Origin of the sequence: Streptomyces sp. NPDC057900, assembly GCF_042887885.1 — a bacterium.
GTDB lineage: Bacteria > Actinomycetota > Actinomycetes > Streptomycetales > Streptomycetaceae > Streptomyces.
On record NZ_JBHVOI010000001.1, the window covers coordinates 49,588 to 63,267 of the forward strand.

Here is a 13,680-nt window from a genome sequence, read left to right on the forward strand (position 1 = left end):
AAGGGCTCGGACGCCCTCCTATCCGGCGTCGGCCTCCATCATCCGCACCAGGCTGGTGGGCCGCATATCGGTCCACTCGGCCTCGATCGCGTCCAGACACTCCTGACGCGATCCTTCCGGGCCGCCCACGCTCCAGCCGCCCGGGATTTCGATGTGCGCCGGCCACAGCGAGTACTGTCCCTCGCCATTCACCAGCGTCACGAACCGCCCCGACTCGTCATCGAAAGGATTGGTCACGACCGTCCCCCCACTTGTTCTCGCACTTTCCACGACATGTTCATCAGCCTTTTCTGGCACGCCGCAAATCGATGTCCACAGCGACGCACCGAACCGACCGCCCCCTCACGGTGCGATATCCAGACCATGCGGGGCGAAGATTCGTTACGCCTCGGGATACCGACGTTGCACCGATGACCGAGCCGGATCCCCCCGACTTGGCTCGCTCACGCCAATCACAATAGAGGACATTCGACGGCCGAAGACGCAAATTCAGCCCTTTGCCCGCGCGTACCCAATGGGACCGCAACGGCCGGGACACCGCCGAGACATATGCCAGGGGAATCACAACAGAAACATTCAGCCATCCCATGTCCCTATTGTGTGAGTATCACCGAATACGACCCGATCGAATTTGGATAGTCGGTGGCGTACGCCAGCTGACGTTCTGGCACACCGAGATCACACCGCGCTCCCGTGCGCCGGGGTACGCGCCCCACCTGCGCCCCCCGTCCCACCCAGCCAAAGAGAGCCAAGGGCAGAGGGGGTGCCCGTCGTCCGGCGTGAGACCGGCCGGGCCGGACGCGCCAGTTCGCCGCACTCCCGGAGGGCCAACGCCTCCGGGAGCGCTCAGGACACGGCCTCCCCACGCGCCGCCCCGGTCCGCGCCGGTCAGCTCCTGGACCCCGGTGCGGCGGTTGACCACGCGAATCCCTCGGCCACGGCGCTGCCGGCTTCGGCGTTTTCGGCGGCCGCCACGTACCGGACCACTTGTCTTCGAGTCCACTCGAAGGTGTTGTCTGGCGGGAGATGTTGTCCGAGCGGATGACGGGTTTCTGGAGGAGCACACCATGACGCAGAAGATCTGGTTCATCACCGGCGCCTCGCGCGGCTTCGGCAGGGAGTGGGCCGTGGCCGCCCTGGAACGCGGCGATTCGGTGGCCGCGACCGCGCGCGACCTCTCCACGCTGCATGACCTTCGCGAGAAGTACGGAGAACGGCTGCTGCCTCTGCGCCTCGACGTGACGGACCGGGACGCCGACTTCGCCGCCGTGCAGCAGGCGCACGAACGGTTCGGGCGTCTGGACGTGGTGGTCAACAACGCCGGTTACGGCCACTTCGGCCTGGTCGAGGAACTCACGGAGGCCGAGGCGCGGGCGCAGCTGGACACCAACCTGTTCGGGGCCCTGTGGATCACCCAGGCGGCGCTGCCGCTGCTGCGCGAGCAGGGCAGCGGCCACATTCTCCAGGTCTCCTCCATCGGAGGCATCAGCGCCTTCCCGCTGGTCGGGATCTACCACGCGTCGAAGTGGGCGCTGGAAGGCATCAGCCAGGCGCTGGCGCAGGAAGTGGCGCCGTTCGGCATCAAGGTCACGCTGATCGAGCCCGGTGGCTTCGCCACCGACTGGGCGGGTTCGTCGTCGAGCACGTCCGACCCGTTGCCCGCGTACGCCGACTTCCACAAGGAGGTGCAGGAGCAGCGCCGCAAGCGCGTCGGCACGCCTGGCGACCCGGCCGCGTCCGCCGCTGCCGTGCTGGAGATCGTCGACGCCGACGAGCCGCCGCTGCGCTGCTTCTTCGGCTCGGCGCCGCTGGGTATCGCCAAGGCCGACTACGAGCAGCGGCTCGCCGTCTGGGAGAAGTGGCAGCCCGTGGCAGAGCTGGCGCAGGGCTGAGCCGGGGCCGGTGACCTGGCCATCGCGGCCGCCTCACTGTTGGACACGACGTCCCGGATACGGGAAGCGGTTCGCGTCGCCGCTACGCGTCTCCGGCCGCGGGGGCCGGGGGCGCAGCCGGTCGTTCGATGGTGAACGCGCGGGTGACCGGGTTGACCCGGGCCGGCAGCACAGTCCCCGGGGTGGCGCTGCCGAACCGGTACGCCGGGACTTCGTTGCCGCACTCGAAGGATTCGAAACCGGGGCCGCTGATACGCGTCAGGAGCCGGACCTGGTGGTGGTCGTCGTTGGTCGGCGGGGCTGAGGCGACCGCCAGGACCACGGCGGTCGCCTCGACGCCGAGGGCGGCGAGCTGGAGCGTGGCCCGCCGTTCCTCGCGGGCGAAGAGGAGGGTGGACAACCCGGCGCAGGCGATGCACGCCGCTGCCAGGGCGAGGCCCGCGCCGGCCCACGCCCACCCCGCGCCGGTCTCACCGAGGTCGGCGACAGTGCGGACGGTGACATAGACAAAGGCCCCTCCCGCACCGAGGAACAGGACCGCGCCCACAGTGAACGCGATCGCTGTGATCACCGGCCCCTTGGGGTCCAGCAGGACGGGTTCGTGGGCGCGGGCGATGGCCATGCTCGCACCCTAGGGGCTGTCCGGGAACGCCGTGTTCGGCAGTCCTTGGAGACCTGTCGCGGTCCGGACAAGGTCGGCGACGGCTCTGGACCTGCTGTGCGGTGGCCAGGCGATCACGGTGGTGACGGTCGGCGCGTCCAGCACGGGTACGGCCGCGAGGTCACTGGGCAGTTGGGCTCGGCACGACTCCGGGGAGACCGCGCAGGCACGGCCGAGTGCGACGAGTTGCAACAACTGCGCGTGGTCGCGGACCTGCGGGCCGGGGCCGGGCGGGTAGGTGCCGTCGGGGTCGGGCCAGCGCGGCAGGGGCAGGCCCGGCAGATCGGTGATTTCGGCCATGCGCACATGGGGCCGGGCAGTGAGCGGATGTCCGGACGGCAGGACCACGACCTGCCCCTCCGTGGCGAGCTCTTCCGCGTCGAACCCGGCCGTCGAGTCGAACGGCCGGTGCAGCAGAGCCACGTCGGCCCGGCCCTGGCGCAGGAGTCGTTGCTGCTCGGACGGGCCGCACAGGATGACGTCGATGGGGACCGCGCCGGGTTCGGCGGCGTACGCGTCGAGCAGTTCCGCCAGCAGTTCTCTGGACGCGCTGGCTTTCGTGACCAGGACCAGGCCGGGGCTGCCGGTCGAGGAATGTGCGGCACGGCGGGCCCGGCGTTCGGCGGCGTCCACCGCTTCGAGGGCCGCTCTGCCCTCGGCCAGCAGCACCGCGCCGGCCTCGGTCAGCGTAACGGTGCGGCTGGTCCGATCCAGCAGCGCCGCCCCGAGGCGGCGTTCGAGCTGCTGGATCGCCCGTGACAGGGGCGGCTGCGCGATCTCAAGCCGCTGTGCGGCTCGCCCGAAGTGCAACTCTTCGGCGACGGCGACGAAATAGCGCAGTTCCCGGGTCTCCATATCGCCACGGTACCCGGGATCGATACCCTGACGGTATCGGTGTCCACCCTGTCGGTCTTGGACTCGGCCGGGCCGCGAAGGCAGCATTGACCCCATGAGCGAACGGACAATTGCGCTGGTCACCGGCGCGAACAAGGGAATCGGCTACGAGATCGCCACGGGCCTGGGCGCCCTCGGCTGGAGCGTCGGTATCGGCGCCCGCGACGATGAGCGCCGTAGGTCCGCGGTGGAGCGGCTGCGCGCGGCCGGTGTCGACGCGTTCGGCGTACCGCTGGACGTGACCGACGATGCGAGCGTGACCGCCGCCGCGCGGCTGATCGAGGAGCAGGCCGGGCGGCTCGACGTGCTCGTCAACAACGCGGGCATCACCGGCGGCATGCCGCAGGAGCCCACCCAGGTCGATCCCGACATCATCCGGACGGTCGTGGAGACCAACGTGATCGGCGTCGTCCGGGTGACCAACGCGATGCTGCCCCTGCTGCGCCGCTCCGCCTCGCCCCGGATCGTGAACATGTCCAGCAGCGTCGGCTCCCTCGCCCGGCAGTCGGGAACCGCCGCCGAGCAGACGACGGGTCCGGTGGCCGTGGCGTACGCGCCGTCCAAGACGTTCCTGAACGCTGTCACCCTTCAGTACGCCCGGGAGCTGGACGGCACGAACATCCTGATCAACGTCGGCTGCCCCGGCTACGTGGCGACCGACCTCAACGGCTTCCGCGGGGTGCGTACCCCGGAACAGGGCGCCGCGATCGCCGTCAAACTCGCGACCCTGCCCGACGGCGGCCCGACCGGCAAGTTCTTCGAGGACGCCGGTGAAGTCCCCTGGTGACCCGCGTAGGTCGGAGTCGGAGAGTGAGCACGGGCGTCGGGGCATGCTCCGGACGGCTGCCGGGCCCGGCATCGTCGCGGCGGCCCGACCGGGTTACTGGAGTCCGGCCCGGTCCGGCTTCGGGGCGTCGCTCGGGCCGGACTTGTGGGGCGCGAGCGCTGCCAGGAGGGCCGTGACCACAAGGTCGGTCGAGGCCGCCATGTTCACGGCGTCGGGCGCCAGCAGCCACTGCACCTGCAGGCCGTCCATCACTGCGATGACGGCGTTGGCCGCGTCGTCGGCCTTCTTCGCGTCCTCTTCCGGCAGGTCGCACGCCTCGCGCAGCGCGTCGGCGACGAACGCTCGCAGCCCCTCGTACCGGTCGCGGAAGTAGTCCTGCGCCGGATGGTCGTCCGTGACGGACTCCGCGGACAGCACGGCGTAGAGGCGGACGATGCCTTCGCGTTCGGCGTTGCGGTGCGCCGTGTCGACCAGGTGGCGCAGGAAGTCCAGTCCGCGAGGACGGTCGGGGCCCAGTTGCTCGATGTCCGTCTGGTCGCGGAGTTCGAGGACGCTGGTGAGCAGGAGCGACTTGGACCGGAAGTAGTGCAGGACCCCTGCCTGGGTCAGACCGGCCCGGTCGGCGATCTCGGCGAGCGAGGCGTTGTTGTAGCCGCGGGCGGCGAAGGCGTCCGTCGCGATGTGCAGGATGTCCCGCTGCCGCTTCCGGGCTTCCGGGCTTCGGGGCGTGCGGGGTGTGGCCGCTCGGCCCGGCCCGTCCGCTGACTGGTTGCTCACCGGCACAGCTTAAGGGCTGGGATTTTCGGTACGGGGGCTGAGCCCGCGCCGCTGACCAGGGGCCCGTCGGGGCAGCGGAGGAAAGCCGGGACCAACCACTTACTAACCACTTAGTAGGTGTGCTTCTATATCGCCGTCATCCCAAGGAACTCGCCCCGCCACGGCCGGAAGGGATGCGGCACGGCCTCCCCGCTCCTGCCGTCGCCGCTCCCGGCGACGAGGCCCTCCCCGGGCTTCGTCGCCGCCGGCACGAGCGACACAGCCGAAGGAGAGCCGCACATGTTCCACGCCAGTCCCCTACGCCCACGGACGCGCGCCGCGGGCGCCGCCCTCGTGATGGCCGTGGCGGCCGTCGGCCTGGCCGGCAGCGGTACAGCCGCGCAGGCCGCAGACCCCACGGCACAGGTATGGGTCACCACCCCCGACGGCGGAAAGAAGCTCTCCGCCGAGGGCACCGTCCCGTTCGACGGATCCGCGCAGCCCGTCGACATACGCATCGATGGCACGAACAAGGGCCAGCGGTTCACCGGGGCCGGCGCCTCGGTCACCGGCGCCTCCGCCCACCTCATCCAGGGCCTTCCGCAGGAGAAGCGCGACGCGCTCATGGCCTCGCTGTTCTCCACCGGCGGCGACGGCATCGGCCTCAGCTACCTGCGCCAGCCCCTCGGCAGCAGCGACTTCAACGCCGACAGCAGCCTCTACACCTACGAGGACACGCCCGGGTCCTTCTCCATCGACCGGGACAAGGCCGAGATCATCCCGGTCCTCAAGCAGGCCACAGCGGTCAACTCCTCGATCCGCTTCATGGGCACCCCCTGGACCCCGCCCGCCTGGATGAAGACCAACAACGCCCTCAACGGCGGCAGCCTCAAGCCCGAGAGCTATCAGGCGTACGCCGACTACCTGGTCAAGGCGATCCGGGCATACGGGCAGCAGGGCATCACCCTCACCGACCTGAGCGCCCAGAACGAGCCGGAGTTCGCGGCGAGTTACCCGTCGATGACCATGACGTCGTCGGAGCAGGCCGAATTCTTCAAGGTGCTCGACCGCGCTCTCACCTCGGCCGGTCTGCCCACGAATCTCCTGGCGTTCGACCACAACTGGGACCACCCCAACTACCCGATCGGTGTGTTCGACGGGACCCGGGGCATCAACCGGGTGATCGGCGCGGCCTTCCACTGCTACGGCGGAACTCCCGCCGCGCAGCAGCAGGTCATCGACGCGGGGAAGCGCGTCTTCTTCACCGAGTGCTCCGGCACCGAGAGCGCCGACCGGTCCACCACCTTCGCCGACACCCTCAAGTGGCACGCCGAGAACCTCGTCGTGCAGAACATGCGCAACGGCGGCGAGACGGTCATCGACTGGAACCTCGCCCTGGACCAGAACGGCGGACCGCACCAGGGCGGCTGCGCCGATCGCTGCAACGGGGTCGTGGAGATCGCGGGCGGCAACGTCACCCGCAACGCCGAGTACTACGTGCTCGGTCACGTAAGCAAGTTCGTCAGGCCCGGCGCCACCCGCATCGGCTCCACCAGCCAGGGCAACGGCGGGGTGGAGAACGTCGCCTTCCAGAACCCGGACGGCACCCGTGCCGCGTACGTCGTGAACACCGCTTCCGGCGCGCAGCGGTTCTCGCTGACCGACAACGGCAAGTCGCTCGTCTACACGCTGCCCGCCGGCGCGGTCGCCACCTTCGTGTGGAGCGGCGACGGCGGAACGACCGTGCCGCCCGCCGAGGGTTCCATCGATCCGGCCGCCTGGTACCGGGTGAGGAACATCGGCAGCGGTGGCTGCCTCGACGCCGCCGACTGGGGCACGGCGGACGGGACCGCGCTCCAGCAGTGGAGCTGTGGCACCGGAGCCAACCAGAGCTGGCAGTTCCGGCCCGTGGGGGACGGCGCCTACCAGGTCGTCAACCGGCACAACACCAAGGTGTGGGACGTCGACGGCGGCCCCGGCGCCACCGCGGCGGGCACCAGGGTGCACCTGTGGACATATGTGGGAGGCACCAACCAGCAGTGGAAGGCGGAGTCCGCCGGCCCGGCCGGGCGGTACCGCTTCGTCGCGGTCAACAGCGGCAAGTGCCTGTCCGTGGACGGCGCCTCCACCGCGGACGGCGCCAGGCTGTCGCAGCGGGGTTGCGACGGATCACCGGCGCAGACGTTCTCGCTGGACGGCTGACGCGCGCGGTCCGGGCGGGCCGCGGCCGTCGGGCCACGTCCGGCAGCCGCCGGAACGGAGGGGCCCCCGCGAGCAGGACGACTCGCGGGGGTCCCTCCTGGCATATACGACACAAGATGTCGGGTTTCCGATCGAGCATGGGCGGACGGGTCGGCGTCGACAACAGGGCGCGGGCCACGCCATGCGGACAGACAGGGAACTCCATGGGATTCATGCCCGAAACACCGGAACCGGACCTCGAAGGGAAGATCGCCCTGGTAGCGGGTGCCACCAGAGGTGCTGGGCGCGGCATCGCGGTCCGGTTGGGCGCCGCGGGCGCCACGGTCTACGTCACCGGGCGCACGACGCGTGAGCGGCGCTCGGAGTACGACCGGCCCGAGACGATCGAGGAGACCGCGGAGCTCGTCACCGCGGCGGGCGGAACCGGTATCGCGGTGCCGACCGACCACCTGGTGCCCAAGGAGGTCCGGGAGCTGGCCGGGCGCATCGATGCCGAGCAGGGCCGACTCGATGTCCTGGTCAACGACATCTGGGGCGGTGAGAAGCTGTTCGCGTTCGACGAACCGGTGTGGGAGCACGACCTCGACAACGGGCTGCGGCTGCTCCGGCTGGGCGTGGAGACCCACGCGGTCACCAGCCACTTCCTGCTGCCGCTGCTGGTGCGCCGGCCCGGCGGGCTCGTGGTCGAGATGACCGATGGAACGTCGGCGTACAACTCGGCGCGCTACCGCAACTCGTACTTCTACGACCTGGTCAAGAACAGTGTGCTGCGCATGGCGTTCGTGCTCGCTCACGAGTTGAAGCCGCACGGTGGAACGGCGGTGGCGCTCACCCCGGGCTGGCTGCGCTCGGAGATGATGCTCGACGGGTTCGGCGTCGCCGAGGGCAACTGGCGCGACGCGCTGGCAGAGGTGCCGCACTTCGGTATTTCCGAGAGCCCTGCCTACATCGGGCGGGCGGTCGCCGCGCTGGCCGGCGACGCCGACGTGGCGCGGTGGAACGGCGAGTCGCTGTCCAGCGGGCAGCTCGCACGGGAGTACGGCTTCACCGACCTGGACGGTTCGCGTCCGGACTGCTGGCGCTTCCTGATCGACTCCGAGAACACGGACGAGCCGGTGGACGCCGACCTGTACCGGTGATGCCCGCCGCTCGGGCCGGGCCGGGGCGGCGGACAGCGGTGGCTGTCCACGCCCCGGCCCGGCACCGGGCGGCGCACTCCGACGCCGGTCCGGGCCCGCACCGGGTGGCTACAGGCGCAGCAGCACCGCCCGGGTCCCCAGCGTCGGCACATCGATGGTCGTCGCGCCCCCGGTGTCCGGCTCCAGGGGCGCGCCGGCCGCGCCGAGGTAGTCGGCGGCGACCGTCTCCGTGACCGGGAAGCCCGGGGTGATCCGGCAGGCGACCGGCTCCTCGGCATAGGACTGGAGCCTGACCAGCACCTGTCCGGGGGCGGGAACGGTGAGCCCGACGACGCGAACCCTCGGGTCTCCGACGGTCAGCAGTCCGTAGCAGGCCGCCGGTTCCCCGGTCTGCTCGCCCAGGGCGCGTACGGCGAGGAGCGGGCGGCTGCCGGTGGCCGCGGTGCGCATACCCAGCTCGGGTCCGGTGGTGTGCGGGGCCTCCGCCACCGCCACGCTATAGCGGAACACGTGGTCGAAGGCCTGCTCGGAGGGGAAGTTGGTGTCCCAGATGTTGTTGTGGACCCAGGAGAAGAGGGTGCCGGGTTCGTCCTGGGCGAGCGACTGCGGATAGGGCGCGTACGGGATCGCGATTCCGCCCACCTGCACGAGCGGGGCGTCCTGGGTCGCCACCGCGGCGACCACGGTGTCCTCCTCGAAGCTCACCCAGCGCCGCACCGCGCGCATGTGCTGTGCGGACCCCGGCACGGTCGGCAGAGCGGTGCCCGTCATGCCGCCGGTGGCCTCCATCCGGACGGCCGGCTGCCGCATCGCGAACGGGAAGGCGAAGAACGCGCTCTCCTTGGTCAGGGTCGCGGGCTTCACGATCCGGTTCTCCAGATCGATGCGGGCCTGCCCGTGCGGGAGGTGGACGCGTACCCGCAGCTGTTCCGTGCCGGCCGGTGCGCACTCGTAGACCAGTGTCTCCCCGGTGGCGTCACGGAAGCGGTCCACCAGCGCGGCCGGCGGGGCGGCCGTGCGGGAGGCGAGGAGGTGCATCGAGCCGTTCGCGGTGGTCTTGCTCGACTGGTGGTTGAAGCCGCCTGCCGTGGCGTACTCGTCGTACACGTAGCCGTTGAGGCCGAGGGTGGCGTCCTGACGCACCAGTTCCCGGCCGGTGCGCTTGTCGGTGACCGAGCTGATCCACGCCGACCGCAGGTCGACGCTCACCCGGAGGAACTCGTTCTCCAGGACGGTGGGCCGCGTGTCGTCGCCCGCGTGGGCGGGTGGGGTCCGCTCCCCCGCGACGATGTCCACCCGCACCGCCCCGTGCGCGGGCACATCAATGAGCTGGAACAGGAGGAAGCGGCCGGCGGCCCGGTGCAGTTCGTTGGTCTGCGCCTCCTCGGTGTGTTCCAGCGGTGAGCCGTCGCGCGCGTCGAGCACCCGGACCGGGTCCTCCAGCGGGACCGTGCTCTCGGGGAGGAAGAGCCGGACCGTCTCCGAACGGGTCCAGCTGCACGTGTTGGTGACGTAGAAGCCGGCCAGGGTGCCCGCACGCGGCGCGAGCCGGCCGCCGAGGGCCGCACCGGCACCGTCGAGGAGGGTCTTCGCGTCGTCGTGGGCGCGCAGCGCCTGCGCGTACTTCCAGTGCCACTGACGTTCCCCGGACGCGTGGCCGTGGTCGCCGTGCGTCCACGGGTCGCCGCCGCCCCAGGTGTGCTCGTTGAACAGTGAGGCCGCCCGGTACACCTCGGGAGCCGCCGCGGTGATCCCGGCGCCCGCCGCGCCGAGGATCTCCGCGTGCCCGGCCACCGACTGGGCGTCGGCCAGTGCCGCCTGGCCGTCACGGGTGGCGGCGAGCGGGACGGCACCGGCGCCGACGCCGTCCACCCACCAGTCGCTCCAGTCGCCCTCGAAGGTCTCCAGCCGGTCGCCGTACCGGGCCTCCGCGTCGGCGAAGAAGTCCTCGTTGCGTGAGGTGCGAAGGGTGGGGAAGGCCCACTCCTCGTTCCACCGGTTCACGGTGTCCGCGATGACCCGGCGCGGCGGGCCGTTGTCCGCGAACTTGCCCAGCACCCGCAGGTGCAGGATGTCCCAGGGATACGGGTCGCCCTTGAACTCCTCGTCCAGGACCGGGAAGCCGGGGATGCCGCGTCCCTCGTGCGGGTACTGGTGGGTGGCCAGCGCCGACAGGTAGTGCGGCAGGAGGTCGTCGACCCGGTCGAAGGACTCGTCGAAGCCCAGGATCGAGCCCTCCATGTACGCCAGCCCGTGCGGGGTGTCCGTGCGCCACACCAGTACGCCGCGGCCGCTCGGCGCCTGCCACCTGAACAGCCGGGGCAGCTCTCCGCCGCCGGTGTGGTGCGGGACTGCCCGGCCGGCCCAGTTGTGGGCCACCGAGAGATAGCGGATGCCGCTGTCCGCGAGTACGTCGGGGAGCCCGACGACCTGACCGGGGACGTCCGTCTGCATCGCCGTGGTGATGTCGATGCCGTGCCGCTCGCGCAGCTCCCTCACAGGGCGCAGCAGTTCGTGCAGCTCGTCGGTGGAGCAGGTCTCCGTGTGCAGGTTGAACGGCATCGCGGTCAGCTCGATACGGCCCTCCCGCACCCGCTCCAGGAACCGGGCCACCTGCTCGGGCGGGCGGTTCGCCGACCAGTTCTCGAAGCTGAAGAAGCCCTCGACCGCCCAGCGGAACATCGAGGCGTCGGGCCGGTCGTCCGTCGCGCGGCACAGTTCGAGGAGGGAGTCGAGGTACTTGCGGCCCTCGGCGAGCACCGTCCCCTGCGGGTCGGTGTAGCCGATGTCGAGGTGGGCGTGCTGCACCAGGTGCAGCGTCCAGTGCCGCTGCGGGGTCAGCAGCACCTCGACGTGCTCGCCGGGTGCCAGCTCGGGCAGTTCCACCTGGACCGCGAGGGGCGAGTCCACCTCGGGGACCAGCAGCCGGGTGTCGCCGTCCGGGCCGGGTATCAGCTCGCAGCGCACGGACGTACCGGACAGGGTGGTGACGTGGGCCCGTGTGAGGGGGCGGCCTGCCCCTACCCGTACGGACTGCAGGAGGCCGCCGTCGCCGTCGTGGCGCAGGAGTGGCTCGCAGGAGAGCCGGACGGGGTGTCCGCCGAGGACTCCGGTGGCGCTCACGCCGCGGTCGCGCAGGATGTCGCGGGCGATGTCGGAGTCCCACCAGGAGGGGCGGGACAGGTCGGGGCGGGGCATGGAGAGGGTTCTCCGCTCTGGCGTGGTGCCGGTTCGGGGGGTGCGGGACGTGGAGGGGCGGACGGCAAGGGGGCGGTCAGGAGCCGTCGGTGGCCAGGCCCGCGAAGATCTGGACCATCGCGGACTGTTCGAGGGTCTCCGCGGGAGCGGAGGGGTCGTAGTCGCCGCCGCCCGAGGGCTGGAAGCGGAAGAGACCGTTCGACGGGTCCCGGTTCTCCTTCCAGACGCGCTCCGCGTAGGCCTTCTCCACCTGCCGGTAGGCCTGGCCCGGGTGCGCCCCGGACAGGGTCCGGAGGTTGTCGAAGTAGATCGCGTTGAAGATCGCCGGCTGGTCGTGCAGTCGCTCGCCCTGTTTCCAGTACGCGAGCGAGCCGTCCGCGTCCTGTACGGCGCGCTTGAGGTAGGAGCGGTCCCCGGTGACCTGGTAGAGCGTCGTCGCGGTCCCGATCATGGCTCCGGAGTTGTAGCTCCACAGGGTGGGGTCGACGGTTCCGTCGTCGCCCCGGCTGTTGCGGTAGAGCCCCGGTGACTCGCGCAGGCAGGACCAGTTCCACTCGTACCACTTCTGGGCGCTGGTCAGGTAGCGGCTCTGGTGCGTCTCCTGGTTCAGGCGGGCGGCGAGTTCCGCCGCGAGGCCCGTCACGTTGGCGGCGCGCATGGTGTTGGCCGGGGAGTCGACCCAGTCCATCCCGCCGGGGCACTCCTTGGCCGGGTCGTCGTCCCAGCCTCGGCTGACTATGTCGAAGGTCAGTTCGGCCCGGTGGAGGTAGCCGGTGTCTCCGGTGGCGCGGTACTGGTCCAGCAGGGAGAGGCCCACCACGGAGTTGTCGTCGTAGAAGACGTCGCCGCCCTGGCCGAGCGGTGCGGGGAGGTACGAGTCGTAGCCGGGCCGGCCGTCGCGGGGCTCGAAGTAGAGCTCCAGGGTGGCGAAGCGCTCGGCCGCGTCCGCCGTGTAGTGCGCGCCCTCACCGGGGAGGCCGGCCATGTCGACCGTCGCGGCGGCCGCCTCGCGCATCGGCCACAGGTAGGAATGGGCGTTGTCGGTGCTCTGGCGCGGGAACTTCTCCTGGTACAGGCCGTGGTTCTCCGGCCCTTGGTACAGGTGCTCCTGGAGCGCGTCGTACGTGTGGACCGCGCGGTCCTTCCACGGGTCCGCTGCCGGCAGTGCGGCGGCGGGCGTGGGGCACAGGGCGGCGCACAGCAGCGGGGCGGCGGCCAGCGCGAGGGCGGTGCGGGCGGGGATCTTCACCGGGGTGCCTTTCGGGGGTCGGCTCGGGGCGTCGGAGCGGGGGCGGGTCCTTGCCGTCTCGGCGGCCGGGCTCAGCCGAGCTTGAGACTGCTGACGAAGAACCGCTGAGCGGAGAAGAACAGGACGACGGTCGGCAGCGAGACGAGGAGCGCTCCGCCCAGCACCACCGGGGGCCCGACGTTGGAGTAGTTGCCCTGGAGCTCGGCGAGCGCGGCCATCACCGGACGGATGTTGCGGCTGGTGGACAGGGTGATCCCGAAGAGCAGGTCGTTCCAGACGGCGACGAACTGGAAGACGAACGCCGCGATCATCGCGGACCTGGACAGCGGCACGTGGATCTGCCAGAAGACCCGCCACCAGGACGCGCCGTCCAGCCTCGCGGCCTCGATCACCTCACCGGGCAGGGTCTGGGCGAAGTTGCGCATGATGAAGTAGGCGAACGGGATCGCCACCGCGACATAGACGACGAACAGGCCGATCTGCGCGTCGTAGAGGCCGGTGCGCGCGTACGCGAGGAACAACGGCCGCAGGAAGACCTGGAGGGGCAGCAGGGTGCCCGAGTAGATCAGCCAGAACCACAGCGCCTTGCGCTTCACGGGCATGATCACGGTGGCGAACGCGGCGGTCGTGGCGACCACGATCGCCGCGGCCGAGCTGGTCACCGCGTAGAGCAGGCTGTTGCCCATGGCGGGGCCCAGCCTGGCCCGGGTCCACGCCTGCGACATGTTGTCGAAGAGACCGAAGCCCCCGTGCGGCAGCCAGTGCGGGCTGCCGCCGTACTCGGCGGCGGGCACCATCGCGTTGACCACCAGCAGCCAGGTCGGGACGGCCCAGAGGAGGGAGACCAGCACCAGGACGGTGTTGCGGACGGCGGTGCCGGCGGTGATACGGCGGGTGGACAT

At 70.8% G+C, this 13,680-nt stretch carries 11 protein-coding genes; 4 read left to right on the forward strand and 7 right to left on the reverse strand.

What is annotated here, in order from left to right; all coding sequences use genetic code 11:
• Positions 1–18: 18 nt before the first annotated feature.
• A complete protein-coding gene (locus ACFVQ0_RS00120) occupies positions 19–237 on the reverse strand; it encodes an MbtH family protein (RefSeq protein ID WP_390082978.1) in 219 nt (72 codons plus the stop codon).
• A gap of 830 nt (positions 238–1,067) precedes the next feature.
• On the opposite strand from ACFVQ0_RS00120, the gene ACFVQ0_RS00125 reads away from it, so the two are divergent.
• Positions 1,068–1,892, forward strand: coding sequence for an SDR family oxidoreductase (locus tag ACFVQ0_RS00125; protein WP_390082980.1), 825 nt, complete (start codon positions 1,068–1,070; stop codon positions 1,890–1,892).
• An 82-nt stretch (positions 1,893–1,974) separates the two neighbouring features.
• On the opposite strand, the gene ACFVQ0_RS00130 is transcribed toward ACFVQ0_RS00125, so the two are convergent.
• Together ACFVQ0_RS00130 and ACFVQ0_RS00135 are read right to left on the reverse strand one after the other, a co-directional pair.
• Entirely contained in the window at positions 1,975–2,514 is a 540-nt protein-coding gene (locus ACFVQ0_RS00130) for a hypothetical protein (RefSeq protein ID WP_390082982.1), read from the reverse strand.
• A 9-nt stretch (positions 2,515–2,523) separates the two neighbouring features.
• Positions 2,524–3,408, reverse strand: a complete 885-nt coding sequence (locus ACFVQ0_RS00135; RefSeq protein WP_390082984.1) for a LysR family transcriptional regulator — start codon at positions 3,406–3,408, stop codon at positions 2,524–2,526.
• A 94-nt stretch (positions 3,409–3,502) separates the two neighbouring features.
• Here ACFVQ0_RS00135 and ACFVQ0_RS00140 point away from each other — a divergent pair, with 94 nt between their 5' ends.
• The gene (locus ACFVQ0_RS00140; protein ID WP_390082985.1) at positions 3,503–4,234 is read left to right on the forward strand and encodes an SDR family oxidoreductase; all 732 of its coding nucleotides are present in this window, start codon (positions 3,503–3,505) and stop codon (positions 4,232–4,234) included.
• Positions 4,235–4,327: 93 nt separating this feature from the next.
• Here the strand turns inward: ACFVQ0_RS00140 and ACFVQ0_RS00145 are convergent, their stop codons facing one another.
• Positions 4,328–5,011 carry a TetR/AcrR family transcriptional regulator gene (locus ACFVQ0_RS00145; protein WP_390082987.1) on the reverse strand — a complete coding sequence of 228 codons (684 nt, stop codon included), beginning with the start codon at positions 5,009–5,011 and terminating at the stop codon, positions 4,328–4,330.
• A gap of 279 nt (positions 5,012–5,290) precedes the next feature.
• Between ACFVQ0_RS00145 and ACFVQ0_RS00150 the strand changes: the two genes are divergently transcribed.
• Together ACFVQ0_RS00150 and ACFVQ0_RS00155 are read left to right on the forward strand one after the other, a co-directional pair.
• Positions 5,291–7,192 carry an RICIN domain-containing protein gene (locus ACFVQ0_RS00150; protein WP_390082989.1) on the forward strand — a complete coding sequence of 634 codons (1,902 nt, stop codon included), beginning with the start codon at positions 5,291–5,293 and terminating at the stop codon, positions 7,190–7,192.
• 212 nt (positions 7,193–7,404) lie between these two features.
• Positions 7,405–8,331 (forward strand): SDR family oxidoreductase, encoded by a 927-nt coding sequence (locus ACFVQ0_RS00155; RefSeq protein ID WP_390082991.1) that lies wholly within the window; start codon positions 7,405–7,407, stop codon positions 8,329–8,331.
• A gap of 108 nt (positions 8,332–8,439) precedes the next feature.
• Here the strand turns inward: ACFVQ0_RS00155 and ACFVQ0_RS00160 are convergent, their stop codons facing one another.
• The 3 genes from ACFVQ0_RS00160 to ACFVQ0_RS00170 all read right to left on the reverse strand — a co-directional run bounded on the left by ACFVQ0_RS00160 (position 8,440) and on the right by ACFVQ0_RS00170 (position 13,680).
• The gene (locus ACFVQ0_RS00160) at positions 8,440–11,529 is read right to left on the reverse strand and encodes an alpha-mannosidase (protein ID WP_390082993.1); all 3,090 of its coding nucleotides are present in this window, start codon (positions 11,527–11,529) and stop codon (positions 8,440–8,442) included.
• Positions 11,530–11,605: 76 nt separating this feature from the next.
• The gene (locus ACFVQ0_RS00165; RefSeq protein WP_390082994.1) at positions 11,606–12,778 is read right to left on the reverse strand and encodes a glycoside hydrolase family 76 protein; all 1,173 of its coding nucleotides are present in this window, start codon (positions 12,776–12,778) and stop codon (positions 11,606–11,608) included.
• Between the two features lie 71 nt (positions 12,779–12,849).
• A complete protein-coding gene (locus tag ACFVQ0_RS00170) occupies positions 12,850–13,680 on the reverse strand; it encodes a carbohydrate ABC transporter permease (RefSeq protein WP_390082996.1) in 831 nt (276 codons plus the stop codon).